At 49.2% G+C, this 24,892-nt stretch carries 26 protein-coding genes; 4 read left to right on the plus strand and 22 right to left on the minus strand.

The window, feature by feature from the left end; translation table 11 throughout:
* The first annotated feature begins 98 nt into the window (after positions 1-98).
* Complete coding sequence (locus tag KNO78_RS06690; RefSeq protein WP_214690696.1) at positions 99-1,529, plus strand: S8 family serine peptidase; 1,431 nt, start codon at positions 99-101, stop codon at positions 1,527-1,529.
* 93 nt (positions 1,530-1,622) lie between these two features.
* On the opposite strand, the gene KNO78_RS06695 is transcribed toward KNO78_RS06690, so the two are convergent.
* On the minus strand, positions 1,623-2,909 hold the full coding sequence (locus tag KNO78_RS06695) for a globin-coupled sensor protein (RefSeq protein WP_214690695.1): 1,287 nt from the start codon (positions 2,907-2,909) through the stop codon (positions 1,623-1,625).
* A 167-nt stretch (positions 2,910-3,076) separates the two neighbouring features.
* Complete coding sequence (locus KNO78_RS06700; RefSeq protein ID WP_214683915.1) at positions 3,077-3,382, minus strand: YuzD family protein; 306 nt, start codon at positions 3,380-3,382, stop codon at positions 3,077-3,079.
* Between the two features lie 129 nt (positions 3,383-3,511).
* On the opposite strand from KNO78_RS06700, the gene KNO78_RS06705 reads away from it, so the two are divergent.
* On the plus strand, positions 3,512-3,739 hold the full coding sequence (locus KNO78_RS06705; protein WP_012726833.1) for a NifU family protein: 228 nt from the start codon (positions 3,512-3,514) through the stop codon (positions 3,737-3,739).
* 19 nt (positions 3,740-3,758) lie between these two features.
* On the opposite strand, the gene KNO78_RS06710 is transcribed toward KNO78_RS06705, so the two are convergent.
* Both KNO78_RS06710 and KNO78_RS06715 read right to left on the minus strand, forming a co-directional pair.
* Entirely contained in the window at positions 3,759-4,538 is a 780-nt protein-coding gene (locus tag KNO78_RS06710; RefSeq protein WP_214690694.1) for a TIGR01457 family HAD-type hydrolase, read from the minus strand.
* Positions 4,539-4,542: 4 nt separating this feature from the next.
* Complete coding sequence (locus tag KNO78_RS06715; RefSeq protein ID WP_214690693.1) at positions 4,543-4,986, minus strand: DUF86 domain-containing protein; 444 nt, start codon at positions 4,984-4,986, stop codon at positions 4,543-4,545.
* Positions 4,987-5,144: 158 nt separating this feature from the next.
* Between KNO78_RS06715 and glpX the strand changes: the two genes are divergently transcribed.
* Positions 5,145-6,125, plus strand: a complete 981-nt coding sequence (glpX, locus tag KNO78_RS06720) for a class II fructose-bisphosphatase (RefSeq protein WP_159562592.1) — start codon at positions 5,145-5,147, stop codon at positions 6,123-6,125.
* 44 nt (positions 6,126-6,169) lie between these two features.
* Here the strand turns inward: glpX and KNO78_RS06725 are convergent, their stop codons facing one another.
* The 8 genes from KNO78_RS06725 to KNO78_RS06760 all read right to left on the minus strand — a co-directional run bounded on the left by KNO78_RS06725 (position 6,170) and on the right by KNO78_RS06760 (position 13,122).
* Positions 6,170-6,841 carry a DUF975 family protein gene (locus KNO78_RS06725; RefSeq protein WP_214690692.1) on the minus strand — a complete coding sequence of 224 codons (672 nt, stop codon included), beginning with the start codon at positions 6,839-6,841 and terminating at the stop codon, positions 6,170-6,172.
* 103 nt (positions 6,842-6,944) lie between these two features.
* Positions 6,945-7,250: a hypothetical protein gene (locus KNO78_RS06730; protein ID WP_214690691.1), complete on the minus strand. Its 306-nt coding sequence runs from the start codon at positions 7,248-7,250 to the stop codon at positions 6,945-6,947.
* 158 nt (positions 7,251-7,408) lie between these two features.
* Positions 7,409-7,777, minus strand: a complete 369-nt coding sequence (locus tag KNO78_RS06735; protein ID WP_047795125.1) for a YutD family protein — start codon at positions 7,775-7,777, stop codon at positions 7,409-7,411.
* A gap of 48 nt (positions 7,778-7,825) precedes the next feature.
* Positions 7,826-9,166 carry a bifunctional metallophosphatase/5'-nucleotidase gene (locus KNO78_RS06740; RefSeq protein WP_251125252.1) on the minus strand — a complete coding sequence of 447 codons (1,341 nt, stop codon included), beginning with the start codon at positions 9,164-9,166 and terminating at the stop codon, positions 7,826-7,828.
* Positions 9,167-9,181: 15 nt separating this feature from the next.
* Positions 9,182-10,027: a DUF72 domain-containing protein gene (locus tag KNO78_RS06745; RefSeq protein WP_214690689.1), complete on the minus strand. Its 846-nt coding sequence runs from the start codon at positions 10,025-10,027 to the stop codon at positions 9,182-9,184.
* Between the two features lie 11 nt (positions 10,028-10,038).
* Complete coding sequence (locus KNO78_RS06750) at positions 10,039-11,220, minus strand: MFS transporter (protein WP_159562595.1); 1,182 nt, start codon at positions 11,218-11,220, stop codon at positions 10,039-10,041.
* 105 nt (positions 11,221-11,325) lie between these two features.
* The gene (brnQ, locus tag KNO78_RS06755) at positions 11,326-12,645 is read right to left on the minus strand and encodes a branched-chain amino acid transport system II carrier protein (protein ID WP_074036366.1); all 1,320 of its coding nucleotides are present in this window, start codon (positions 12,643-12,645) and stop codon (positions 11,326-11,328) included.
* 204 nt (positions 12,646-12,849) lie between these two features.
* Entirely contained in the window at positions 12,850-13,122 is a 273-nt protein-coding gene (locus tag KNO78_RS06760) for an acylphosphatase (RefSeq protein ID WP_214690688.1), read from the minus strand.
* Positions 13,123-13,214: 92 nt separating this feature from the next.
* On the opposite strand from KNO78_RS06760, the gene KNO78_RS06765 reads away from it, so the two are divergent.
* Positions 13,215-14,597, plus strand: coding sequence for an alanine/glycine:cation symporter family protein (locus KNO78_RS06765; protein WP_214690687.1), 1,383 nt, complete (start codon positions 13,215-13,217; stop codon positions 14,595-14,597).
* A gap of 35 nt (positions 14,598-14,632) precedes the next feature.
* Here KNO78_RS06765 and KNO78_RS06770 read toward each other — a convergent pair whose 3' ends face one another.
* From KNO78_RS06770 to KNO78_RS06815, 10 genes are all read right to left on the minus strand, one after another.
* The gene (locus tag KNO78_RS06770; RefSeq protein ID WP_159562599.1) at positions 14,633-15,616 is read right to left on the minus strand and encodes an L-lactate dehydrogenase; all 984 of its coding nucleotides are present in this window, start codon (positions 15,614-15,616) and stop codon (positions 14,633-14,635) included.
* Between the two features lie 112 nt (positions 15,617-15,728).
* Positions 15,729-17,126: a Fe-S cluster assembly protein SufB gene (gene sufB, locus KNO78_RS06775; protein WP_012726850.1), complete on the minus strand. Its 1,398-nt coding sequence runs from the start codon at positions 17,124-17,126 to the stop codon at positions 15,729-15,731.
* A gap of 19 nt (positions 17,127-17,145) precedes the next feature.
* Positions 17,146-17,580 carry a Fe-S cluster assembly sulfur transfer protein SufU gene (gene sufU, locus KNO78_RS06780; RefSeq protein WP_026825487.1) on the minus strand — a complete coding sequence of 145 codons (435 nt, stop codon included), beginning with the start codon at positions 17,578-17,580 and terminating at the stop codon, positions 17,146-17,148.
* Positions 17,570-18,790 (minus strand): cysteine desulfurase, encoded by a 1,221-nt coding sequence (locus tag KNO78_RS06785; RefSeq protein WP_159562600.1) that lies wholly within the window; start codon positions 18,788-18,790, stop codon positions 17,570-17,572. The genes sufU and KNO78_RS06785 overlap by 11 nt, the downstream gene beginning before the upstream one ends.
* Before the next feature lies 1 nt (position 18,791).
* Positions 18,792-20,060, minus strand: coding sequence for a Fe-S cluster assembly protein SufD (sufD, locus tag KNO78_RS06790; protein WP_074036358.1), 1,269 nt, complete (start codon positions 20,058-20,060; stop codon positions 18,792-18,794).
* A 12-nt stretch (positions 20,061-20,072) separates the two neighbouring features.
* The gene (sufC, locus tag KNO78_RS06795) at positions 20,073-20,834 is read right to left on the minus strand and encodes a Fe-S cluster assembly ATPase SufC (RefSeq protein ID WP_143180266.1); all 762 of its coding nucleotides are present in this window, start codon (positions 20,832-20,834) and stop codon (positions 20,073-20,075) included.
* 178 nt (positions 20,835-21,012) lie between these two features.
* Positions 21,013-22,227: an MDR family MFS transporter gene (locus KNO78_RS06800; protein WP_214690686.1), complete on the minus strand. Its 1,215-nt coding sequence runs from the start codon at positions 22,225-22,227 to the stop codon at positions 21,013-21,015.
* A gap of 101 nt (positions 22,228-22,328) precedes the next feature.
* Complete coding sequence (locus KNO78_RS06805) at positions 22,329-23,162, minus strand: MetQ/NlpA family ABC transporter substrate-binding protein (protein ID WP_159562602.1); 834 nt, start codon at positions 23,160-23,162, stop codon at positions 22,329-22,331.
* 30 nt (positions 23,163-23,192) lie between these two features.
* Complete coding sequence (locus KNO78_RS06810; protein ID WP_012726857.1) at positions 23,193-23,855, minus strand: methionine ABC transporter permease; 663 nt, start codon at positions 23,853-23,855, stop codon at positions 23,193-23,195.
* On the minus strand, positions 23,845-24,873 hold the full coding sequence (locus KNO78_RS06815) for a methionine ABC transporter ATP-binding protein (RefSeq protein ID WP_214690685.1): 1,029 nt from the start codon (positions 24,871-24,873) through the stop codon (positions 23,845-23,847). Before KNO78_RS06815 ends, KNO78_RS06810 begins: the two co-directional genes overlap by 11 nt.
* Positions 24,874-24,892: the final 19 nt, after the last annotated feature.

Raw genomic sequence — 24,892 nt, forward strand, 5'->3', positions numbered from 1 at the left:
ATTGGCGTATTCTACACGTTGGTAAAACTTGTTACTCTATGGTCACGGCAGTTCGACATCCCGTCATCTTGCCTACATACCCTAAAGGAGGAAACAAGTTGAAAAAAATCTGTAGCTCCGTCCTCGCCTCTCTGCTTGTCTTGTCAACCGTACCTGGGGGTGCGGATGCCGCCCCAAACAAAGAGAAAGAACGTGTCATCGTCGTTTTCAAGGAATCGGCAAAGAAAATTCCGCTGTCGATTGAAGGCATGGAAGTTAAACAACAGTATTCGAATATTCCTGCAGCAGCACTCGAAGTTCCGAAAGCTGCCTTGAATGGACTGAAGAATAACCCGAACGTCGCACACGTGGAAGTGGATCAAATCGTACAGGTTGAGAATCAAACACAAGACTGGGGGATTCCAAAACTAAAAGCTCCTTCATCTTGGCAGAGTGGATTCACAGGGAAAGGTGTCAAAGTATCCGTCGTCGACACAGGGATTTCGCCCCACCCCGATTTAACAATCGCTGGTGGTGCCTCATTTAGCACGGTCACGAGTTCGTATGCCGATGACAATGGTCACGGTACACACGTAGCCGGGATTATCGGTGCACGTAACAATAGCATCGGAACAGTCGGGATTGCACACGAGGCAAGCATATACGCCGTCAAAGCTCTTGAGGCGAACGGAAGTGGTAGCTTATCGAGTATCGTTGCCGGGATTGACTGGTCGATCACTAATGATATGGATATCATCAACTTGAGCCTCGGGACGACAAGTCCATCGACGACGCTCCAACAAGTTGTCGATCGTGCCAATAATGCAGGCATCCTTGTCGTCGCGGCGGCGGGTAACAATGGTCGTACCGATGGATCGGGTGACCTCGTCAACTATCCGGCTCGTTACAGTTCGGCAATTGCTGTTGCTGCAACAGATATCAACAACAACCGTGCCTCGTTCTCGGCGACAGGTAGCACTGTCGAAGTGGCAGCACCTGGTGTCGGCATCAACTCGACCCTCTCAAATGGGGGCTACGGTCAAATGAGCGGAACATCAATGGCGACACCGTATGTGGCGGGTAACCTCGCACTCATGAAACAGGCGTTCCCTACGCTATCGAGCACACAACTCCGTACAAAATTGTCGCAAGACTCCATCGACCTTGGTACAACAGGTCGCGACACATGGTTCGGGAACGGACTTGTCCAATCCCCGACTTCTGGTGGTACGACGCAACCTGTCCAAGCACTCACGACGACAGTCTCGACATCGAAGTCTTCTTACTACGCTGGTGAAGTCGTCTCGATTTCTTCGGCAGTACGAAATTCAAATGGCCAAGCGGTCGCAAACGCCGATGTTCGTGTGAAGGTCACACAACCGAACGGTACGACGCTTGTCGGTACAGGCAAGACGAATTCATCAGGAGCCATCACATTCACACTCTCGACGAATTCTTGGTCACAACGCGGAACGTATCAAGTGAAGTCTGATGCGACGCTTACCGGCTACACGGCTGGTTCAGCGACGTCATCGTTCCAGCTTCTCTAAATAAAAAAAGTCGAGTCCTTTCGCTCGACTTCACTAATTGACGAATCAAGTCGTGTCATGCGACCTGATTCGTCTTTTTTATCATTTGACCACTTACAATCGTTGTGCGGTATCCATCAACCGTGTCGAAGACGTCGCAATCTGGGTCGTGGCACGCTTGAGTTCGGCAATGGATTCCACAATCTCATCTATATCACCGGCGAGACTCCCCATCTGCCCGTCAGCATGCTCCGAATCACCCGAAATTTGGAGGAAGGCATCCGTCACTTCATTGATCCGTCCCATCGTCTGCTTCATCTCTTGCTCGGTCGATAAGACGCGGCTCGAAGTCTCTTCCATCTGGTTCGTGAGACGCTTCACCAAATCCTCCACCTCTTCCGCCGCTTGTTTCGATTGACTCGCGAGCGTCCGTACTTCGGAAGCGACGACTTGGAATCCTTTCCCTTGCTCGCCTGCCCGTGCTGCTTCAATCGCGGCATTCAAGCTAAGTAGGTTCGTCTGGTTGGCAATTTGTTTGACCGAATCCGCAATCGTCATGATCTCGTTCATCAATCTTTCGAGCGCCTTGATTTCCTGAGCTGAATCGGAGAGGTCACGCGCGATTTCATCAAGGCGTCCCGCCTCCGACAAAATCGTGTCTTTCCCACTCACTGAAGAGTGAAGTACCGTCCGTAGCTTTGTCTGCGTGAGTGAACTTGAATGCTTCATATCATCTGCCCGCTCATTCATCGACTGAAAACTAGCCATGACTTCTTGTGAGAGGGCAGCCAAATCTTCACTCGCCTGCTGAATCGTTTGACTGATTTCATCTTTCACGTGTTGCATCTGGTCACGAACGACGTCTGCTTCATCGTCAAACATCTCGAGCACGATTTGTTGCTCGAAGTTAAAGATTTTCGAGACGGCCATCATCAACCTCATTTTCGAGTCCGCATCGAGCTGCTCATGTTGAATCGATAAGACGAGCGTCTCGAATATTTTTTGGAAGGCCGCCATATACCATTTCCCTTTCAGACCGATCAGATAATGACGTTTGGCGATGGCGAGACGTCGATTGATATATGCTTCATTCAACTTCCCTTCAAACATCTCCATTATATGGTTAGAAAGAGTGAGTTTTAATTTGTCCGATGACGAATGTTGCCGAATCAACTCTCTCATCTCGTCGATCTTTTCGAGCTCTTCATAAAACACATCAACCAACCGAGGTGTCAATTGACGTAATTCCTGTTGATACGCACGTAAATAAGCTAAATCCTCACGTTCGAGACGAATCAACTGACGTTGTCGTTCCAACTCATCGGGAAGTGCGATCAACAAGTGCTCCATTTGGGACGAGGTGTCTAAATGGATCGGCATATTTCGTTTTCGGGCAAACATCAAATAGTCCTCCTTTAATAAACAGGTTTATTAATTTTCAAAATATTATAAAATTTATACAAGTTATGTTCAGTTTAGCCCGAGAGACAAAAGTTGTAAAATCTTTTTCTGAATTATAGGTAAACAAAAAACGAACCTTGCTATCGCATGGTTCGTCCACTTGCTCACTATTTTATATGATTGACGGATCCTTGTTTCGCCTCAATTGCCGCATACACTTTTCGTAACTGAACGACCCCTTCATCAATCACTTCTCCGTCGAGCAAGACGAGCGGATAAAACCATTCATCGTCTTTAAGCGCCTGGGCAAACTCGTCCTCACTCTGTTCGAAATCGATATACTCGAAAGAAAAGGACTGCTCCGGATACTTGCGTCCGAGCGCACTTTGCAACCACTCATACGTCTCGGTCGAACTCGGTGCACCGACACAACTGGCACATTGAACCTCTGCCCCATAAACCGTGATTTTCATTTTCATTCCCCCTCGAAACCATTATACAAAAATCCTCCCCACTCCCGATGACGAAACGCTCAGCGTAAATGATTGAGAAACACTCTCAAACTTGCTAGAATAAAGTAGAACGAGAAAGGGGTAGATACCATGGAAATGTTTGATCAAGTCCAAGAAGTGCTCGATAAATTGCGTCCGTTCTTGCTTCGTGACGGCGGAGACGTCGAACTCGTTGATGTCGAAGAAGGCATCGTCAAGCTCCGTTTGATGGGTGCTTGCGGCAGCTGCCCGTCTTCAACAATCACGCTAAAAGCCGGTATTGAGCGTGCGCTCATCGAAGAAGTACCAGGCATCGTCGAAGTAGAACAAGTATTCTAAGCAAAAAGGGAGACATTCGTCATCCCTTTTTTTCATGCTTCCATTCATTTAAACTCTCAACCATATAGGTCGGGAGTTTTTCTTGTTCTTGAACAAATGCTGGACCGTGTACACCTGAGTTGACGTGAAGTGTACGGATTCCCCCATTGATCCCGAATAGAATATCTGTATGATAGTTATCCCCTACCATCACGACATCCTCTTTCGTCAATCCAATCATGTCGAGTGCAATATCAATCATGACCGGTTCTGGCTTCCCGATAAAGAATGGTTCTTTTTCTGTCGTCACCGTCAACACGGATGTGAGCGACCCGTTCCCCGGTAAAAACCCTCGTTCTGTCGGAATGGCGATATCCCCATTCGTCGAAATGAATCGGGCTCCCGAACGAATGGCGATCGCCCCTCGCGCCAACTTCTCATACGTAATGTGACGGTCGAGACCGATGACCACATAGTCCGCTTTCGGTTCGTCCGTGACGTGGAACCCACGAGATTCTAAGGCGAGTCGGAGTCCGTCTTCGCCAATCATATAGACGGTCGCGCCCGGTGACATCTTCTCAATATAAAAAGCCGTCGCCATCGCACTCGTCAAGACGTTTTCTGCCTTCACATTTGCCCCCATTGAAATCAACTTATCCGCAATCTGCTGTTGTGTCATCGAGGCGTTATTCGTGACGAATAAGTATGGGACGCCCGTAGCTTCTAACTCGTTTACAAAATCGACAGCAGCTTGAACGGGCTCTATTCCTGCATACATCGTACCATCTAAATCAAACAAATATCCTTTTATCGGTTCCATCCAATCACTCGCTTTCTGGCAAGAATGCGGACACTGGTCCAAGTTCGACCTCTAAGTAGCGACGAACTTGCCTGGAGAACGCTGTGAAGTCTTGTTTCGACGTCTTCACCCATTCATCGAAGCGGGATGCGTCTGCATCGACGAACTCACGGACATAGTATGCACGCAATCCGACGAGCGCCTTGGTGGCATTACCCGTCTTCTCATCGAGCACGCGTTCATCGAGCAGAATGTCGACAATATCCTCATAGCTACCCGGGTCTCGCATGATGAATCCGTCAATCATCGAGTTCCCTACGTCGATGACCCCTTCTATCAGGAGGACAGCCATTCGTTGTTTCGCAAGTTCTACCGTAAACGCATCTCCGCTCAGTTGGTCCGTATGTGCTAACATCGTCTCCATTTGTTCCAGTGTCTGATTAATCTTCTCTCTATTCACAAAATACATGATGATCCCCCCTGCTGTTAATACTAATCCTTTTTCGTTCTGGAGAAAAGAACCTGCCCTATTTACATCATTTATAAAAATGTGATACACTAATCAACGGATTTGAGCCATAAAAAGTATAACACATTTAATAGAGATAACGTGGAGGGTACAACACTATGGAACGTGAATTAGCATTAGAAATCGTACGAGCAACGGAAGCCGCAGCACTCGCATCATCGAAATGGATTGGACGCGGGCAAAAGAATGAAGCCGATGACGCAGCTACGTCAGCGATGCGCGAAGTTCTCGGAACAGTGAACATGGATGCGACGGTCGTGATCGGTGAAGGTGAACTCGATGAGGCACCGATGCTCTACATTGGGGAAAAACTCGGTACGACGTTCGGTCCGAAAGTCGACATCGCCGTTGATCCGCTCGAAGGTACATCCATTGTCGCAAAAGGACTCGGAGATGCGATGGTCGTCATCGCTGTTGCGGATGAAGGTGCCCTCCTCCACGCACCAGATATGTACATGGATAAGCTCGTCGTTGGGCCGAACTTAAAAGGAAAAGTCTCGCTCGATGAACCACTCGAGTCGATCATCGAAAAAGCAGCAAAATATAACAATAAACGTATTGAAGAAGTGACGGTGATCATGCAAGACCGCGATCGCCACGAACACCTTCGCCAAGCCGTCATGAACGTCGGCGCACGCGTCAAATTGTTTGAGGATGGCGATGTCTCGGCCGGAATCGCAGCTGCCGTCAAAACAAATCCGATTGATATTTTCATCAGTACAGGCGGTGCTCCTGAAGGCGTCATCACGGCTGCAGCTGTCAAAGCGCTTGGCGGAGACATGCAGGCCCGTCTTCACCCGATGAATGAAGAAGAATCTGCACGCGTCATCTCGATGGGCATTGAAGATCCGCTCCAACTCCTCACGCTCGACGACCTCGTCAAGAGTGATGACTGTATCTTCGCCGCAACAGGTGTCACGTCAGGTGAGTTGCTCGATGGCGTCAAATTCTTAACAGATGATATCGTCGAGACGACATCACTCGTCATGCGCTCGAAGACACGTACGATTCGTAAAGTCGTGGCCGAACACCACTTGTCGTTGAAGCCATACTTACAAAAAACTGAAGTCAACGCCTAATCAAAAACGCCTTGCTCAATCACTTGAGCGAGGCGTTTGTTTCTTTAAAATCCTTGTTCTGTTCCGTGCACTGGCTCATTCGAATCAATTTGCTTGTCTCGAATCGAATCGTAGAACGTCGCGTACGTCGTCGAGAAGTAAGGTCCGATGAAGAAGAACCCGATCCCGAGCGTCAAGATCCCGACGAGGAACCAACCAAAGAAGGACAAGACGAGCATGAAGGCTTCCATCTTGTGCCCATCCATGAGACGACGTGATTCTGTGATCGACTCGAGTGCGGAAAGTTCAGGCTGATCGCGCAAAATGTACGGCGTAAGTGAATATGAGAATCCTTTGATGATTCCCGGTACGATGAGTAACAACGTCCATAACACGAGGAATACCCCCATCACAAACGAGGTGATGACATGTTTGAAGTAACGTGTCTGGAACGGCTTGAACAGCGTTGAGAGCGAGGCTCCTTTCTCACGTGATACGTTGAGAGCAAGCCACGACCAACCGATCGCAAGTGGGGCAATTAAAATTTGCAGAACGTTCGATACAAAGCTCAAAGTGACTTCTGTCGATGTGAACGGTTCTGGCGAGTTGACGTCCATTTCAGGCGCAAACCATTGCGGAATCCCGTTAATAATGAGGAACAAGAGTGCCAATCCGGCCATCAACCACCATTTTCCTTTCAAGGCGTGTCGTGCATGTTGTTTCCATTCAGATCTCATAGTAATCCATCCTTTTTCGTAGTCTTTCTATTAGTGTACGTGAAAAGGTGACCATACGTTTCAAAAAAACATAAAAAAAGGGAAAGGAATTTTTCCTTTCCGCTTAGCGAATCATCACATTGCCTAAAAAGAACTGAGACATGGACAAGATCAACAACAGCACCCCGAGTGATAACACAAGGTGAGATGTGACTTTGAAGACACGGCCTCGCAAGAACGAATGGCCATATTCAAAGCGACGGATGATCAACACATGAAAGAGTTCAAATAGAATGACTGCCGCCGTAAAATAAAAGGTCATCATGATATGGAAACCAAAAAAGAACATGGCCAATATCCCGAGTCCGAAGTTATGAATTCGATTATGGACGTCATCCCGATCCCCGACGGTCGTTTGTACATGTTGCATCCAAATCACCTCACTATCAAAACCAAAAAACGACGAAACGATCCTTAATGACAATTTATCACATTTTTCCAACCTCAAAACCGGAAGTCACGACTTTTTACCTAAACGAAATATTTGGAAATCAAATGTAATAAAAAAAGTGCTGACTGCTCAGCACTTCACACGTTTGATTCATCGGTCTTGTTAAACTTACGCTTCAACTTCAGTTTTTGCTTCGTTCCCCCAAAGACGGGTCCACTCTCTTCTTCGTTGATTTCCGTTTCTTTTTTCAAAACGAAATAAGGACATCCAAAGTTGCAATATTCGTATACGTAGTCCATCACGTGATCAATTCGGTTCTCATAGGTCGCCAATTTAGATTGCGGTTCATAGAATCCCTTCAATCGCAACTGACCATGCCCCCAATCACCGACGATGTAATCGTACTTATCTAGCACGTCACTATACCGTGCGATAAACGCCTCTTCATCGAACCCGTCCCGTTTTTCTTCCAAGACGGTATATCCGTGGCGATTCACTCGAATCATCGCTCCCACCTCCACTCTGTTATCATAGCATGCCCTCATCGATGCACTCTATCCTTTTCGAATCACTTCATGACGGGCAACGATTGTTTCTCGTAATACATCTCGCAGAAGTTCGGGCATGAAATATCGCTTCGGTTGGTCTGCCAAATAAGGAAGAAGCGGACCGAATGTCAACATATCGACCGTTGCGACACGATATGTCCGATTTAAATCCAATCGTTCCCCCATCACATAAGTCTGACCGTCACGTTGTTCGATTTGATAGAGACTCGGTTCTCCGAGAACGGTCCCTCTGAACCCGAGACCTCTTACATGCATATTCGTGAACGTTTCTTCATTAGTATCGTGAAGGAAACGCGACAACGTTTCACCGTCCAATGTCAGCACACAAGGGTTGATTGGATGCGGACAGATCCGATGCAACATGTTGAGCGTCACCCCACCCGGTGCAAGGCCTTCTAGCACAACCCCAGATGGAATAATCCCAACATCCGCCGCACACCATTCGACCATCCCTTCGACGAGTAGGTCACCAAGTGGAGAAGGTCCGAACCAATCGGAGGCGTATCCATCCGTCTCTGCAATCGTGACATCAAGAAGGCGTTCGGCATCTGCCCCTTCTGTGCGCAACAACGCCAACGTGTCTGGACTATCCGATTGCTGAGACAGTTCGTGAAGGCGCGCTTCTTTCGATACGATTCCTGACTCGCCAAGCGTCAGTGTGACTTCACCGACGTACTTCCCATATTTTCCGGCCTGTGCAATCAACACACCGTTCGTCATCACACCTTCATCTAAAACATGATGTGTATGCGCACCGAGAATCACATCGATTTCAGGAAACATTTCAGCTAATCGCTCGTCTCCAAAGAACCCAAGGTGACTGAGCGCGATGATGACATCACAATGCGCCAACTGTTTCAGCGCTCGCTCCGCCGCCTCGTAAGGCGATTCAATCTGCCAGCCGAGCTCTGGGTATAACTCTTCATATGGAGCGGTCACACCAAACAGGCCGATTTGGAAACCATCTTTCTCAAGAACGAGCGTCTCATCGACCCAATTCGGTCGTGACCCGTCTGCTTCATATACATTCCCAAGTAAGATGGGAAATGTCGCTTCGTCATACAGTTCGGCTAGCCAATCATGAGGAAAAGTGATCCCTTCGTTGTTTCCGATGGTGACCGCTGTCGGACGGAGTTGCTCGAGCAAACGAACATTCAACTTTCCACGTGTCACTTCGGTCGCCGGGTGGGTGCGGTCGGCATGATCTCCTAAATCAAAGTACAGCGTGTCGTCAGTCCGATGTTCTTCTAGAAATGAAACAAGTTTCGGCCATTGGTCGAACTTTGAATGAAGATCGTTGTAATGAAAAATAGACAGTGTCGTCATGGCCATCCCTTCCTTCTAAAACAAACTGATTTGTCTCGGCGCGAGTTCATATTCAAGGCCAAGAATCTCAATGAGTCGCTTTGCATTCGGTGCTGCATCCCCAGCCGAGTTGTTGTTAAAGTATACATACACGTCTCTCGCTTCACGGTCAATCTCACGAAGTGAGGTCGCCAATTCTTGCAATTCTTCCTCGCTATACCGGTACAGACAGCGAACATGCCGCCATTCTTGACTCGTCATTCCAGGTTTTTTGAGCCATCCTGACGTATTGCGTCCATGCAATCGAACGACCGCAACATCAGGATGCGTCACGACCGGTACGAACGGGATGCTGCTCTCTTTCGTTTGCGGTTCATCGCAAATCGTGTTGATGAACCGCTGCTCCTTCAAAAATTGAAGCGTCCGGTCCCGGAACGCTTCTGAGAACCAGGTCGGATTGCGAAACTCGATGGCAATCTCGTAATCTGACAGCTCGGCACGAAGCGTTCTCAAATAATCCAGGTGTGGCTTTGACACATCGAACCACGGCGGCAATTGAACGAGCACAGCCCGTAATTTCCCCGCTCGTTTTAACGGATCGACCGAGACGCGATAACGCTCAAACAGTTCAATCAAAGGCGTTTTCGGCTCACGATCATGTCCGCTCATTTCCCTGGAAACTTTCACAACGAATTGAAAATGATCCGGTGTTTCCCCATCCCATTTTTCGAAATTTTTCACAGGTTGAATCGCATAGAAGGTCGAGTCGACTTCAACAGTCGGGAAATGTCCCGCATATGTCGATAATTTATGTTTTCGTTCTTCTGGGGTCGTATACAGCAAATCGTGGTCACCCCATCCGGTCACACCTACATAGATCATAGCGTCCTCCTTTACGATTCTGAAATGGCGGCCGCTTTCCGTTTCGACCAGTTCCATGTGCCCATGTATGTGACGAGCAATAGGACGAGTCCCATCATGAACGGATAGCGCATATCAATATCAAAGGCGATTCCAGCCAATGTCGGCCCTAAAATATTCCCAATACTCATATAAGCGTTGTTCATCCCCATGGCAAGACCTTGCTCGTTTCCTGCAAGTTTCGACACGAGCGTGTTCAACACCGGTCGTAAAATAGATGTCGATAAGAAAATCACGAGTGTCACTGCGAAGAAGAGCATATACGTACCAGCGAACAAAGATAACAAGAAGCCAAATGAGGCGAGCGCGATGAAAGCAAGTACGACCTTGGTCTCACCCAACCATTCGACGAGACGGTCCACCGCAAACAATTGAACGATAACACTCACAATCCCCGTTCCGGTTACCATGATGGCAATCTCTTGTGGTGTCGCACTGAACATCTCACTGACATAGAGCCCAAGTACCGATTCATACGCCATCAGACCAAACGCCATGACGAGGTTGATGACCAATACGAAGAAGTACGGTTTTCGCGTCGACATGACCAGCTGCGTCGGTAAAGACTCTTTAATCTTAGGCGCCACGTATGGAGCACGGTCAGGCTCCTTGAGAAGAAGCACAGACGAAATGACAGCGATAAACGATACAATCGCTGAAACAAGCAACGGTGTCTTCAAGCCGAATTCAGCGAAAAAGCCACCAATCCCTGGTCCCACTACAATTCCAAGCGACATTGCCGCGGAAATATAACTGTTTCCTCGAGCTCGTTGCTCGAGTGTCGTGATATCTGCCACATAAGCGAAGATGGCAGGAATCAAAAGCGCTGCACCAACACCCCCGATGGCACGAGAGACGAGAAGAATCGTCAAATTATCTGATAGATAGAAGACTCCCATCGAGATGGTGAATCCGATCAGACCGAGGATGATCATGAGTCGGCGGCCGTGGACGTCCGCCCATTTCCCGGCAATCGGTGACATGACGAGCTGGGCACCCGCAAATACGGAAATCATGAGTCCGGCGGCTGTCCCTCCCTCGCCAATCATCTTTAAGTAATCCGGAATAATCGGGATGATGATCCCAAATCCGGCGACGGCGATAAACATGTTCAACATGAGAATCGCCAATTGATTTTTTTGTTTTGTCGTCAACGAATGTCACTCCCTTTTCATCTTTCCATTTTACTGTTTGAGCTCACATCCAGGCAAACAATAAGACAGAAAAAAGCCCATCCTTGACCAAAGGATGGGCGAGACTTATGAGATGCGTGATTGAGCGAGTGATTCTTGTGACGTTCCTTTCGGAAGAAGAAGCGTGATCGCATAGACGATCATCGTCGGAACTGCCCAGGCAAGTCCGATATCCGCCATTGGTAAGTTTCCAATCCAAGAAGTAACCGCAGAAGGCTGGATGCCGTTCCACGTTTCAAAGAACGAGAGAACGAGCGCCGTATAAATCGTCGCTTTCATCGCCACACCAGGGTTTCGTTGAAGACGTTCCGTCACCGATACGAGCACGAGTGCGATCATGACCGGATAGAGGAGCGTGAGAAGCGGCACGGCGATTTGAATCAACGAACTCAAACCGACGAGTGAGATCATGAATCCAAACAACGTTGTCGCGATGACGACATGATGATATTTGAGAGAATCAAACTGATTGCTGATGAAGCGTGAGAACTCTGAGATGAGGCCAACTGCTGTCGTCAAACAAGCGAGGAAGACCGCTAATCCGAGTGCGAGCATTCCGACTTGTCCGTAAGACGTACCTGCGAACGCTTGGAGAAGGCTTGCGCCACTCGTCGTTCCTTCTGCGACTGTCATATTCGCACCGATTGAACCGAGCGAGATATAGACGAGCATCAAACAGGTAACGGCAAGCATGCCCGCAGAGCGAAGAAGCGAAGACGCTTCTTTTTGGTCACTCAATCCATTAGCTTTCAACGTGACGAGGACGATTGCCCCAAAGACGAGGGCCCCGAATACATCCATTGTCAAATAGCCTTGTTGGAAACCTTGGCCGAGTGCACCCACCCATGTCTCAAATCCTTCCGCTGGAGCTCCCGGCTCCCCGAGTGGCGAGATGAGGTTTGTGATTCCAATCGCTGCAAGCAAGAACAAGAGGATTGGTGTAATGATGCGCCCGATGACTTCAATCAACTTTTGAGCACGAAGCGTCAAGAAGAACGTCAACCCGAAAAAGACGGTCGAACTCATCGCGAGTGTCAAAGTAGAAGGAGCATCGAGAAACGGAACGAGTCCCATTTCATACGTGACAGCAGCCGTACGCGGGATTCCGAAGAATGGTCCGATAGCCACATACATCAATCCTGTCAAGATAAGCGCGAGACGCTTTGGAATATAACGAGCAATTTGGTCTGTCCCGCCGCCGACCCGAGCGACTGCGAACAAAGCAAGAAGCGGTAAACCGACACCCGTAATGACGAACCCGATCATCGCCGGTACGAGGTTTTCCCCCGCCAAGGCGCCGAGCTCAGGTGGGAACAGCAAGTTCCCGGCCCCAAAGAATAAAGCAAAAATCGTAAACGCTAACGGGAACAATGTCGATTTTTTCATACAACTACCTCCATACACTTGATATTCCGAACGACTTAACAAAAAAATAATAACTAAATTTTCTGACAATATATCGCTTGGTCTATTTCATTATACACACTTCCTATCGTTTGACCACCCTATCTCCAAAATTCGAGGTTTAATTTTTTGAAATGTAGATTTCACAAAAAAATCTCCCTTTCACATGTAGGGAGATGTAAGCGGTTAATAGCGTATGTCGAACGAGCGAAATTCCTGATCGTTCGCTTCCGTCTCTTCGATTCGTTCGACACCGACAAAGCGATTGCCATCCTTCAACGTCTGCTCGAAGGCGTCGATTTCTTGCTCGGTTCCTTCTGCATGTAGCTCGACTGTCCCGTCACTTAGATTGCGAACCCATCCTTTGATGCCGAATCGTTGCGCGGTCTCCTGTGAAAAAAATCGAAACCCCACGCCTTGGACACGTCCAGATACAATCAAACGTTTAGCAACTCTCATTCTATTTTCCTCCTTTATTTTGTCAAAGATGTTTAGAGGTCCTTACTTTAGGAAACAGTATTTAAGTAAAATAATGGAATTGGAGTGGTTGTATGAATGAATTTATTACTCTTGTCACGAACGTTTCCGACTGGCTTTGGGGCGTACCGATTATCTCGTTACTCGTTTTATCCGGTATCTTCCTCACCATCAAGCTCGGTTTCTTTCAGTTTCGTTACCCCATCTACATATTCAAGCAAACATTCGGCAGCATTTTCAAAAAGCCGAAAGGTGAAGGCGACATCAGTCCGAGACAAGCGTTGACGTCAGCCCTCTCTTCAACAGTCGGGGCCGCGAACATCATCGGTGTACCTGCAGCGATTATGTTCGGGGGACCGGGTGCCATCTTCTGGATGTGGGTCATCGCTATCATCGGCATGGCCATCAAGTTCTCAGAGAGCGTACTGGCCGTGCACTATCGTGAGAAGAATGATGCCGGCGAATTTGTCGGGGGACCGGTCTACTACATATCAAAAGGACTTCGTTGGAAGTGGCTCGCGACGTGGTTCGCCTTCGCTCTCATGATCGAACTCATTCCGAGTATCATGGTACAAGGAAACGCTGTCAGCTCGGCAGTCCGTGAGACGTTCAATGGGAACACGCTCATCACGGGGATTGTCGTCGCTATTCTTGTGGGCATCATCGTCTTTGGCGGACTGAAGCGCATCGCGAAAGTCACCGAGATCGTCGTCCCTGGCATGGCACTCGTCTATGTCGGAGCCGGACTCGTCATCGTCTTGATGAACTTCTCTGAGATTCCAAACGTTCTCAGTCTCATCTTCTCTTATGCATTCGAGCCGATGGCCGCGTTCGGTGGGTTTGCCGGTGCCGCCGTTGCTGAGACGATTCGTTGGGGCTTCGCCCGTGGACTCTATTCAAATGAAGCCGGTCTTGGAACGGCACCTATTGCCCACGCCGCGGCACAGACGGACCATCCGGTGCGCCAAGGGTTCTGGGCCGTCATCGGGATCGTCATCGATACGCTCATCATTTGTAGCACGACCGCATTCGTCGTCTTGTCTTCAGGTGTCTGGACGGCAGACGAAGCGATGGATGACCCAGCAGCGTTGACGACGATTGCTTTCAATGAATACTTCGGTTACACGGGAAGCTTACTCGTCACCATCTCACTCATCTTCTTCGTCCTCTCGACCATTATCGTCATCATCTTTTACGGCTCGCGACAAGCCGAGTACTTATTCGGTTTGACGGCAGGAAAAATCATGAAGGCCGTATATATCGTCTCGATTGTCATCGGTTCGATTGGAGGCGCTCAGATGATTTGGAACTTCCTAGACTTGATGCTAGCGATGATCCTCATCCCGAATATGATTGCCGTCTTGCTTCTAAGTGGTGAAGTGAAACGATTGACAACCGAGTTCTTCACATCCGAGAAGTATTACAAGAAAGATATCGCCGAAGAAGAGGCGTCTTAACCAACAATCCGACTGCCTAAGCAGTCGGATCTTTTTTAGGATGCGGGCTCGACTTTCTCAATCCCTGCTTTGATAGTTTGTACCGAGGCGTCAAACTTCTGTTGTTCTTCGTTCGTCAATTCAATCTCGATGATCTTACGAATGCCGCTTCGGTCAATCAAGGCTGGTACGCCAATATGCACGTCACTCGCCCCGTACTCGCCGTCTAGGTGAGCGCCAATCGTCACGACGGAGTTTTCATTTCGGACGATGGCCCGGATGATGCGAAGCAAGCCGACCCCAATCGCATAATAGGCGGCGTTCTTATGCTCGATGATCTGGTAAGCAGCGTCGCGTACGTCCGCATAGATCGCTTCTAAGTCTTCGAACTGATATTTCTCGTTCTCCGCCAATAGTTCATCGATACTCTTCCCATAGATGCGTGCGTTGTTCCATGCGACAAAGCCCGTATCCCCATGTTCACCCATATAGTAGGCGTGGCAGTTTCGTGGCGATAGTTCGAAATAGTCTCCAAGTTTGTAACGGAGTCGTGCTGTATCGAGGACCGTCCCTGAACCGATGACGCGTTCTTTTGGTAAACCAGATGCTTTCCAGGCGACGTGTGCCATCACATCGACCGGGTTCGTCGCGACGACTAAAATGCCGTCGAACCCGCTCTTCATCAAGTCTTCGGTCACGGTGCGGACGACCTTGGCGTTTTGCTCGACGAGGTCCATCCGTGTCTGCCCAAGTTTTTGTGCGGCTCCTGCCGTGATGACGACGATATCTGCGTCTTTACAATCCGAGTAGTCCCCTGCCCAAATCCGGACCGGTGTCGGGGCGAATGAGATCCCATGATTGAGGTCCATCGCCTCTCCTTCTGCCTTGGCATGATTCGAGTCGATTAAGACGAGCTCCTCGCAAAGCGCAGCCGTGGATAATTGATAGGCGAAACTGACGCCGACCCAACCGGCACCGATGACGGCGATGCGAGTGATGTCTTTCGGGTCAATCTCATCTTTATGCGGAATACGTGACATGTGTATCCATCCTTTCTATGATTCTTTCTCTTTTTTAGCATACCCTACATATGGCAACGACATAACAAAAAAAAACGGACTCCTTTTTACAGGAAATCCGTCATTCAAGCAATTATCCAATCGAACCTTCCATCTCGAACTTGATGAGACGGTTCATTTCGACCGCATATTCCATTGGTAATTCTTTTGTGAATGGCTCGATGAAGCCCATTACGATCATTTCTGTCGCTTCTTCTTCCGAGATTCCACGGCTCATGAGGTAGAAGAGTTGCTCTTCTGACACTTTTGAGACTTTCGCTTCGTGCTCGAGCGACACTTGGTCGTTCAAGATTTCATTGTACGGGATCGTATCTGAAGTCGACTCGTTGTCCATGATGAGCGTGTCACACTCGATGTTCGAACGTGCGCCCTTCGCCTTACGGCCGAAGTGGACGATTCCACGGTACGATACTTTTCCGCCTTGTTTCGAAATCGATTTTGAGACGATAGACGACGACGTGTTTGGTGCGAGGTGAATCATTTTAGCGCCAGCGTCTTGGTGCTGTCCTTTACCAGCGAGGGCGATTGAGAGTGTCATCCCACGTGCGCCTTCCCCTTTCAAGATGACAGCTGGGTATTTCATTGTGAGTTTCGATCCGATGTTTCCATCGATCCACTCCATCGATCCACCCGCTTCACAGACTGCACGTTTCGTTACCAAGTTGTAGACGTTGTTCGCCCAGTTTTGGATCGTCGTGTAACGGCAATATGCATCTTTGTTGACGAAGATCTCAACGACCGCTGAGTGAAGCGAGTTCGTTGTGTAAACCGGTGCCGTACATCCTTCGACGTAATGAACCGATGCGCCTTCGTCGACGATGATGAGCGTACGCTCGAATTGACCCATGTTTTCCGAGTTGATGCGGAAGTAGGCTTGGAGCGGTTGCTCAAGTTTTACGCCTTTTGGTACATAGATGAACGAGCCACCCGACCAAACAGCTGAGTTAAGGGCCGCAAACTTGTTGTCCGTCGGCGGAATCAACTTCCCGAAGTACTCTTTGAAGATCTCTTCGTCTTCTTTGAGGGCTGTGTCTGTATCTTTGAAGATGACACCTTTTTCTTCGAAGTCTTCTTGCATGCTATGGTAGACAACCTCAGACTCATACTGAGCCGAGACACCTGCCAAGTATTTTTGCTCTGCTTCTGGGATACCGAGCTTGTCAAACGTACGTTTGATTTCTTCTGGTACCTCATCCCATGAGCGTTCTGTCTTTTCAGATGGTTTGACATAGTACGTGATTTCGTCGAAATCAAGTGCCGAGAGGTCTCCGCCCCATGTCGGCATCGCCATCTTGTTGAAGTGATCCAACGACTTCAAACGGAAGTCGAGCATCCATTGTGGCTCTTCTTTCATGCGTGAGATCGTCTCTACGATTTCTGTCGTCAAGCCACGGCCTGAACGGAAAATCGAAACGTCCCGATCATGGAAGCCGTATTTATAATCGCCAATTTCCGGCATGTTCTTTGCCATATCGGTCTCCTCCTTCTCCTTACGCGTCCTCGTCTACTCCTTTTTCAAGCGCCTTCCACGCGAGCGTGGCACACTTGATTCGAGCCGGGAATTTCGATACGCCTGAGAGCGCCTCGATATCACCGAGGTCAAACGTATCCGTGTCGTACTCTTTGCCTTGAACCATTTCAGAGAAGATGTTGGCGAGTTGAAGCGCCTCTTCTACTGTTTTTCCTTTGACGATTTGGGTCATCATCGATGCCGAGGCGAGACTGATTGAGCAGCCTTCCCCTTCAAACTTCGCATCTTTGACGATGTCGTCTTCGACCTGTAGTTGAAGACGAAGCGAATCCCCACACGTCGGGTTGTTCAAGTCCACCGTCACGCCATCTTCGATGACGCCACGGTTTCTTGGGTTTTTATAGTGATCCATGATGACCTGGCGGTACAACATGTCGAGATTATTAAAACTCATAATTGAAATACTCCTTCGTTTGACGTAATCCCTCGATGAAGCGGTCGACTTCTTCTTTTGTGTTATACAAATAGAAGCTCGCCCGTGCCGTCGATGATTGCTTCAAAAGACGCATGAGTGGTTGTGCACAGTGATGACCGGCACGAACCGCGATACCTTGCATGTCGAGCACAGTCGCGAGGTCGTGCGCATGAACGTCCTTCAAGTTGAACGTGACGAGACCGACGCGATCTTCAGGACCGTAAATCTCGATCCCTTCAATCGTTTTCATCTGCTCGATTGCGTAAGACGCGAGTTCACGTTCGTGTGCTTCGACGTTTTCAAGACCGATTTCTTCTAAGAAATCGATGGCTGCCGCAAGTCCGACCGCTCCGGCGATAATCGGTGTTCCCGCTTCGAAACGGTACGGGATGTCTTTCCACGTCGATTCATATAAATCGACATAGTCAATCATCTCGCCACCGAACTCGACCGGCTCCATGTTTTTGAGGAGTTGCTTCTTCCCATATAAGACACCGATTCCAGTCGGTCCGAGCATCTTATGTCCAGAAAAGGCGAGGAAGTCACAGTCAAGTGCTTGGACGTCAAGTTTTCGGTGCGGTGCACTTTGTGCGGCATCGACGACCATGACTGCACCCAACTCATGCGCGAGTCGAGCGACTTCGGCAATCGGGTTAATCGTCCCGAGTACGTTCGAGACGTGACTCATCGCGACGATTTTCGTCCGGTCTGATAACACCGCTTGAACCGCATCGAGTGTGACACGTCCGTCCGGCGTGAGCTCGACGTATCGAAGTGTCGCGCCTTTTCGCTTGGCGAGTTGTTGCCATGGGATTAAGTTCGCATGATGTTCCATCGGAGTGAGGACGATCTCGTCGCCTTCACCGACATTCGCATCTCCGTAGCTCGATGCGACCAAGTTGATGGCCGTCGTCGTTCCACGAGTGAAAATGATTTCTTCAGGAACCGCCGCATGGATGAATGAGCGGACGCGTTCGCGTGCCCCTTCATACGCATCCGTCGCTTGCGTCCCGAGCGTATGGACGCCACGATGCACGTTCGAATGGTTGCGACGATAATAGTCCTCGATCGCCTCGATGACAGCGAGCGGCTTTTGTGAGCTCGCCGCGCTATCAAGATAAACGAGCGGGTGTCCATTGATTTCCTGATCTAAAATCGGAAACTGTTCACGAATCGAGGCGTTCAACATCTTAACGTACTTTCCCTTCGATGACTTCGCGGAGACGGTCTTTGACCGAATCGATTGCGAGTTCTTCGACGACAGGCGTCAAGAATCCGTGGATGATTAAACGCTCTGCCTCTTGGCGAGACAAACCACGGCTCATCAAGTAGTACAATTGAACATCATCGACACGACCGACAGACGCTGCGTGACCTGCCATAACGTCATCTTCATCGATAAGAAGAATCGGGTTGGCATCCCCACGTGCTTTTTCAGAGAGCATCAAGACGCGCTCTGTTTGTACACCGTTCGATTTTGACGCACCGTGGTGAATCATCGATGTCCCGCTGAAGATTGCAGTGGCTGCGTCTTTTTGGACACCGTGAATCAAGATGAACCCTTCAGATGCTTTTCCGAAGTGGTCGGTACGAATGTTGAAGTTTTGTTTCTGTGCACCGCGACCGATTGTCACAGCTTTTGTATCTGAATACGTGTTGTCGCCGACGAGGTGAGTCTTCGTCTCGACGACCGAGTTCCCGTCGTTCATGTGACCGAGCGCCCAATCGAGGCGACCGTTCGCATAGACGACACCGCGACGATTCATGAACGTAAGTGCTGATTCAGCGAGCTGATCGACACCACCGAAGACGACTTTCGCGTTCTCTCCAGCGAATACTTCCGTCACGACGTTGACCGTGTGCGGTTCATTCGTGCCAGAAAGGAAGTTTTCGATGTATGTCACTTCACTGCCTTCGTCTGCGACGAGGATCGTGTGGTGATAGAGGGCACCGTTCGCCTGTTCCATCGTGAAGATGGCTTGAAGCGGATCTTTCAATTGCGTGTTTTTCGGTACGTAGATGAATGCACCACCGTTTGTGAGGGCAGCATTCAACGCCGAAAGACGTTCTTCATCGACACGTACGCCTTCAGTCATGAAGTATTTCTCAACGAGCTCAGGATGTTGCTCCATCGCTTCTTTGATTCCCATGAACAAAACGCCTTCAGGCATCGACAATTCGTTATAGACGACATGACCGTTGCGTTCAACGAGCACGTTTGTCCGGTGGTCTCCGAGGAGTGATTCGATGTCCGCTGTCAAGCCGTCTTTTTGTTCGAGCTCGACATCTCCCGCTGTGAAGTCCCACTTATCAATCTTAATTTTTTCAACTTTTGGCAAAGCAAGTGTCGGCGCAAGTTCTGCTGCCTCTTTACGACGGTTGACCATCCATGCTGGTCCGCCGAGCGCTTCTGCACGTGCCGACAACGCTTGTGCATCCAATTCAAATTGTACGGTCATCGTACAGCCTCCTTACGCTTCTGTGTCTACTGTCATTCCGAGTTCTTGCTTCACCCAGTCGTAACCTTCTGCCTCGAGTCGTTGTGCGAGCTCTTTACCACCAGACATGACGATTTTCCCGTCCATCATGATGTGTACGAAGTCTGGCTCGATATAGTTGAGGAGACGTTGGTAGTGCGTGATGATCAAGCAGCCGAACTCTTCTGAACGCATTTCGTTTACGCCTTTGGCAACGACTTTAAGGGCATCGATATCAAGACCTGAGTCGATTTCATCCAAGATGGCGATGTTCGGTTGAATCATCATCATTTGAAGAATTTCGTTACGTTTCTTCTCACCGCCTGAGAATCCTTCGTTTAAATAACGGTGTGCCATTTCTGAAGGGATTTCGAGAAGCTCCATCTTCGCATCGAGTTCACGGATGAACTTCATGAGCGAGATTTCTTGACCTTCTTCACGACGTGAGTTGATTGCCGAACGCAAGAAGTCCGCGTTTGTGACACCACTGATTTCAGCCGGGTACTGCATCGCAAGGAACATCCCTGCTTGTGCGCGCTCGTCGACTTCCATCTCGAGGACATCTTCGCCGTTTAATTCGACGCTTCCCCCAGTGACCTCATAAAGTGGATGACCCATGAGTGCTGATGCGAGTGTTGATTTACCAGTCCCGTTCGGACCCATGATGGCATGAATTTCGCCACCTTTAATTTCTAGGTTAAGACCTTTGACAATCTCTTTTCCTTCGATTGAGACGCGGAGGTCATCAATTTTCATTTGTGGTACGTTAGACATTCGGATACCCCTTCCGTATTTTCTCGCCATAGTGAATGGCGTAGATTAGATATATTCTAATCTTAGACTAGTCATTTTTTTATTTCAAGCGACTCACCTTAGAATTCATTCTCAATAGAATGATAAAAGTTGAGAATGCTAATAGTAGGAAATCAAGACATTATCCGGCATTCTCTTCGACGAGTGCGAGGACTGCTTTCCGCTCTCGTACGGCAGCCGCGAAGAAGAAGGCACCACACCCCGTCAAGAGTGCCAAACTTCCGAATACAGGAAGCGACGACTGACCGAACGTATCCAGTAACACGCCACCGATAATCGGTCCGACCGTCTGACCGAGTGATGTCAATCCCATTGCCCCGAAATACGTCCCTCTTAAATGTTCCGGCGCGAGTTCATCCGTCAAGACGTCCGTCATGGTGAACATCAACACCTCACCGACGGTAAAGATGGCCATCGCGACAAAGAGTACCCATTCGACCGTCGCAAATCCGATGAGCAAAAGTCCGAATGACAACGTCGAAATCCCGAAGAAGAGTGACTTGATCGGAGAGACACGAATCCCGAAACGCATGATCGGATATTGGACGACGAGGACCGTGATAGCGTTCGTCGTCAATAAATAGGCGAACAATCTCGAACCATCCTCAAGTCCGTCGCGTAACGCGATGAATTGCGGAAGCGTCGAATTGAACTGGCTATAGCCGATAATCGCGAAAATCATCCCAATAATCACCGCCCGAAACGTCCGGTCATCGCGCAGGACACGAAACGTCTCCGTCAAGCGCGGGCGTGCCTTGACCCCATCCCCTTCTTCAAACGGATATTTGTAAAACAAGATAGATATAATGATCCCGTATAATATGTAGACAGCCGTCACGACGAAGAATGCAGTCTTCACACCAGTGAGTGACAAGACGACCGCCAAGAGTGGTCCGATGGCCGCGGCGATATTGATCATGAAGTAACGGACATTATAGACGATGACCCGCTGATCTGCCTGCGTCGTATCACTGATGAGTGCACGCGAAGCCGGTTCTAGGAATGATCGCGACATCCCCATCAACATCGATAGCATGTAAAACCAAAACAGTTCCGTCGCAAGTGCGAGACCAGCGAACGTGACGGCATTCAGCACGATCCCGATCAACATGAGCTGTTTTCGTCCATACCGATCAGAGAGTGTCCCCCCAAAGAAGCTCATGAACAGACCTGAAAGTGCCGTCACGGCAAAGATCGTTCCGATCACACTCGCTGAAAAGCCGAGCGTAGCTAGATAGATCGCAAAAAATGGCATGACAAAAAACGTCGCCAGTCGTGCAAAAAACGTCCCGAACAGGACGCCCCACGTCAGTGGATGAATCTGTCTGAGCTTCATCCAAATCCCCCCTTTTCTTTCATATATGTAGTGTACTTCTCTTTATGAAAGAACACTAGACAAAAAAAGACCCAGGAGGAAGTCTCCTGAGTCGAAATGACTTATTGTTTGACCGGTACGACCGCACCTTTGTATTCGTCCAAGATCCACTGTTGTGTCTCTTCAGACGTCAATACTTCGAGGAGTGCCTTGACGCGCTCGTCTTCTTCGTCCCCTTCACGCGTGACGATCAAGTTGACGTATGGTGAGTCTTCCCCTTCGAGTGCAATCGCATCTTCGAGTGGGTTGAGACCTGCATCGATTGCATAGTTCGTGTTGATGAGGACCGCATCGCCTTCTCCATTGTTGTAAGCCGTTGGAAGAAGTGCTGCTTCCACGTCCGTCTTGAATTTCAAGTCTTTCGGGTTGTCGACGATGTCAGCGACTGTCGCATCGACCGTTTTGCCTTCCGCAAGCGTGATGAGACCTTCTGACTGGAGCATCGTAAGGATTCGTCCGTGGTCAGCGACCGATGAGCTCATGATGATTTCCGCTCCTTCAGGAAGCTCGTCAAGCGATTTGTATTTTTGTGAGTAGACACCGATCGGCTCGATGTGCACGCCACCTGCTGATGCGAATTTGTAGTCTTTGTTCTCAGCCATTTGTGACTCGAGGTATGGCTCGTGTTGGAAGTAGTTCGCATCGAGCTCCCCGCTCGCGAGCGTCTTGTTCGGAAGCACGTAGTCTTGGAACTTCTTGATTTCGAGTTTGTAACCTTTTGCTTCATATTCTTCTTGTACGTGCTCTAAAATCTCAGCGTGCGGTACGTTTGACGCACCAACGATCAATGTTTTTTCATCGCCAGAACCTGTTTCTGCCTCTTCCCCGCCGCAAGCCGCGAGAACCGTGAATGCTGATAATGCTGTCAATCCGAGTACTGTTTTCCAAGTTTTCATAATGAATCCCTCCAAATGGTATATGTGTGATTATGCTGAACGTTTATCTATCTTTGTGACAAGTCGGTCACCGATGAATTGGATGACGAACACGATGATCAAGATGAGCACCGTCGCCACGAACGTGACGTCGTTTTGTGAGCGTTGGAATCCTTCCAAGAAGGCTAAGTTCCCGAGTCCGCCACCCCCAACGACCCCTGCCATCGCCGTGTAACCGACGATTGCTACGATGGTCACCGTGAGTCCCGATACGATTGCCGGAAGAGCTTCTGGAATCAAGACTTTGTAGATGATTTGCCATTTTGTCGCTCCCATCGATTCGGCCGCTTCAATGACCCCACGGTCGACTTCACGAAGCGCAAGTTCGACCATCCGAGCATAGAACGGTGCCGCTCCGATGATGAGTGCCGGAAGCGCCGCCGTCGAACCGAGCATCGTACCGAGTAGGAACAACGTGAACGGGATGAGTAAGATAATTAAGATGATGAACGGGATCGAACGAAACACGTTGACGATCGCGCTGACGAAGACGTAAATCGGACGATTCTTCAATAAAAGCGATTCGTTTGTAATATAGAGAATCAAACCTAAAGCCAGTCCGATCACAAACGTCGCCACACCTGCGACGAGCGTCATGTATAACGTCTCCCAAGTCTGCTCCATCATAATTTGCCAATCTACGTTAGGAAACATCGCTTTCCACCTCCACTTCTACGGATTGTGAACGAATCGACGCGATGGCACGATCGATTTCACTTGCTTCCCCAATCAGTTGGATGAATAGCGTACCGAGCGCACCGACTTGTGACTGGGTCACGTTCCCGCCGATGATGTTGAATCCGATGTCATGCGTCTTGAGGACGTCAGACAAAATCGGTTGTTCTGCCGTCTCGTTCAAGAATTTCAATTTGACGATTTGACCGCTCGGATACCGTTCTTTAAGATGTTCGAACGTGAGCGATAGATCGTCGACCGCCCCGATTTGCTTGACGAATTCTTTCGTGATCGGTTGCTCCGGATGTTGGAACACGTCCGAGACTTGACCGGTCTCAACGACTTTTCCTGCCTCCATCACGGCGACACGGTGACAAATCTTTTGGATGACATGCATCTCATGCGTGATGAGGACGATCGTCAATCCGAGCTTCTTATTGATGCTGACGAGCAGTTCGAGAATCGAATCCGTCGTCTTCGGGTCGAGCGCGCTTGTCGCTTCGTCACAGAGGAGAACCTCAGGATTTGTAGCGAGCGCGCGGGCGATCCCGACTCGCTGTTTTTGACCGCCCGACAGTTGCGATGGATAGCTGTCCTCACGACCAGCCAAACCTACGAGCTCGACGAGTTCTTGGACGCGTCGTTTCCGCTCACTTGCCGGTACCCCGATCAGTTCGAGTGGGAAGCTGATGTTTTCTGCGACCGTGCGCGACCACAAAAGATTAAAGTGCTGGAAGACCATCGAGACGTTCTTGCGAACCCCTCGTAGTTCTTTCGGGCTGAGCTTCGTGAGCTCATTCCCGGCGACCTCGATTTCACCGCTTGACGGTGACTCGAGACGGTTGAGTAATCGAATGAGCGTCGATTTCCCCGCTCCCGAATATCCGATTATTCCAAAAATTTCACCGCGATCAATTGTTAATGACACATCATCGACCGCCTGGACACGACCATTCTTCGTATCGAACCATTTGGCGACGTTTCGTAATTGAATCAATACCTTTCCCTCCTGACAA

It is taken from the genome of Exiguobacterium sp. s132, assembly GCF_018617235.1.
Taxonomy (GTDB): domain Bacteria; phylum Bacillota; class Bacilli; order Exiguobacteriales; family Exiguobacteriaceae; genus Exiguobacterium; species Exiguobacterium profundum.

Coding starts and splice junctions, on each gene's coding strand:
- KNO78_RS06695 (WP_214690695.1), bottom strand. CDS start 2,909: ATGTTTGCCCGAAAACGAAATATGCCGATCCATTTAGACACCTCGTCC.
- KNO78_RS06700 (WP_214683915.1), bottom strand. CDS start 3,382: ATGAAAATCACGGTTTATGGGGCAGAGGTTCAATGTGCCAGTTGTGTC.
- KNO78_RS06705 (WP_012726833.1), top strand. CDS start 3,512: ATGGAAATGTTTGATCAAGTCCAAGAAGTGCTCGATAAATTGCGTCCG.
- KNO78_RS06710 (WP_214690694.1), bottom strand. CDS start 4,538: ATGGAACCGATAAAAGGATATTTGTTTGATTTAGATGGTACGATGTAT.
- KNO78_RS06715 (WP_214690693.1), bottom strand. CDS start 4,986: ATGTATTTTGTGAATAGAGAGAAGATTAATCAGACACTGGAACAAATG.
- glpX (WP_159562592.1), top strand. CDS start 5,145: ATGGAACGTGAATTAGCATTAGAAATCGTACGAGCAACGGAAGCCGCA.
- KNO78_RS06725 (WP_214690692.1), bottom strand. CDS start 6,841: ATGAGATCTGAATGGAAACAACATGCACGACACGCCTTGAAAGGAAAA.
- KNO78_RS06730 (WP_214690691.1), bottom strand. CDS start 7,250: ATGCAACATGTACAAACGACCGTCGGGGATCGGGATGACGTCCATAAT.
- KNO78_RS06735 (WP_047795125.1), bottom strand. CDS start 7,777: ATGATTCGAGTGAATCGCCACGGATATACCGTCTTGGAAGAAAAACGG.
- KNO78_RS06740 (WP_251125252.1), bottom strand. CDS start 9,166: ATGACGACACTGTCTATTTTTCATTACAACGATCTTCATTCAAAGTTC.
- KNO78_RS06745 (WP_214690689.1), bottom strand. CDS start 10,027: ATGATCTATGTAGGTGTGACCGGATGGGGTGACCACGATTTGCTGTAT.
- brnQ (WP_074036366.1), bottom strand. CDS start 12,645: ATGAAAAAATCGACATTGTTCCCGTTAGCGTTTACGATTTTTGCTTTA.
- KNO78_RS06760 (WP_214690688.1), bottom strand. CDS start 13,122: ATGAGAGTTGCTAAACGTTTGATTGTATCTGGACGTGTCCAAGGCGTG.
- KNO78_RS06765 (WP_214690687.1), top strand. CDS start 13,215: ATGAATGAATTTATTACTCTTGTCACGAACGTTTCCGACTGGCTTTGG.
- KNO78_RS06770 (WP_159562599.1), bottom strand. CDS start 15,616: ATGTCACGTATTCCGCATAAAGATGAGATTGACCCGAAAGACATCACT.
- sufB (WP_012726850.1), bottom strand. CDS start 17,126: ATGGCAAAGAACATGCCGGAAATTGGCGATTATAAATACGGCTTCCAT.
- sufU (WP_026825487.1), bottom strand. CDS start 17,580: ATGAGTTTTAATAATCTCGACATGTTGTACCGCCAGGTCATCATGGAT.
- KNO78_RS06785 (WP_159562600.1), bottom strand. CDS start 18,790: ATGTTGAACGCCTCGATTCGTGAACAGTTTCCGATTTTAGATCAGGAA.
- sufD (WP_074036358.1), bottom strand. CDS start 20,060: ATGACCGTACAATTTGAATTGGATGCACAAGCGTTGTCGGCACGTGCA.
- sufC (WP_143180266.1), bottom strand. CDS start 20,834: ATGAAAATTGATGACCTCCGCGTCTCAATCGAAGGAAAAGAGATTGTC.
- KNO78_RS06800 (WP_214690686.1), bottom strand. CDS start 22,227: ATGAAGCTCAGACAGATTCATCCACTGACGTGGGGCGTCCTGTTCGGG.
- KNO78_RS06805 (WP_159562602.1), bottom strand. CDS start 23,162: ATGAAAACTTGGAAAACAGTACTCGGATTGACAGCATTATCAGCATTC.
- KNO78_RS06810 (WP_012726857.1), bottom strand. CDS start 23,855: ATGTTTCCTAACGTAGATTGGCAAATTATGATGGAGCAGACTTGGGAG.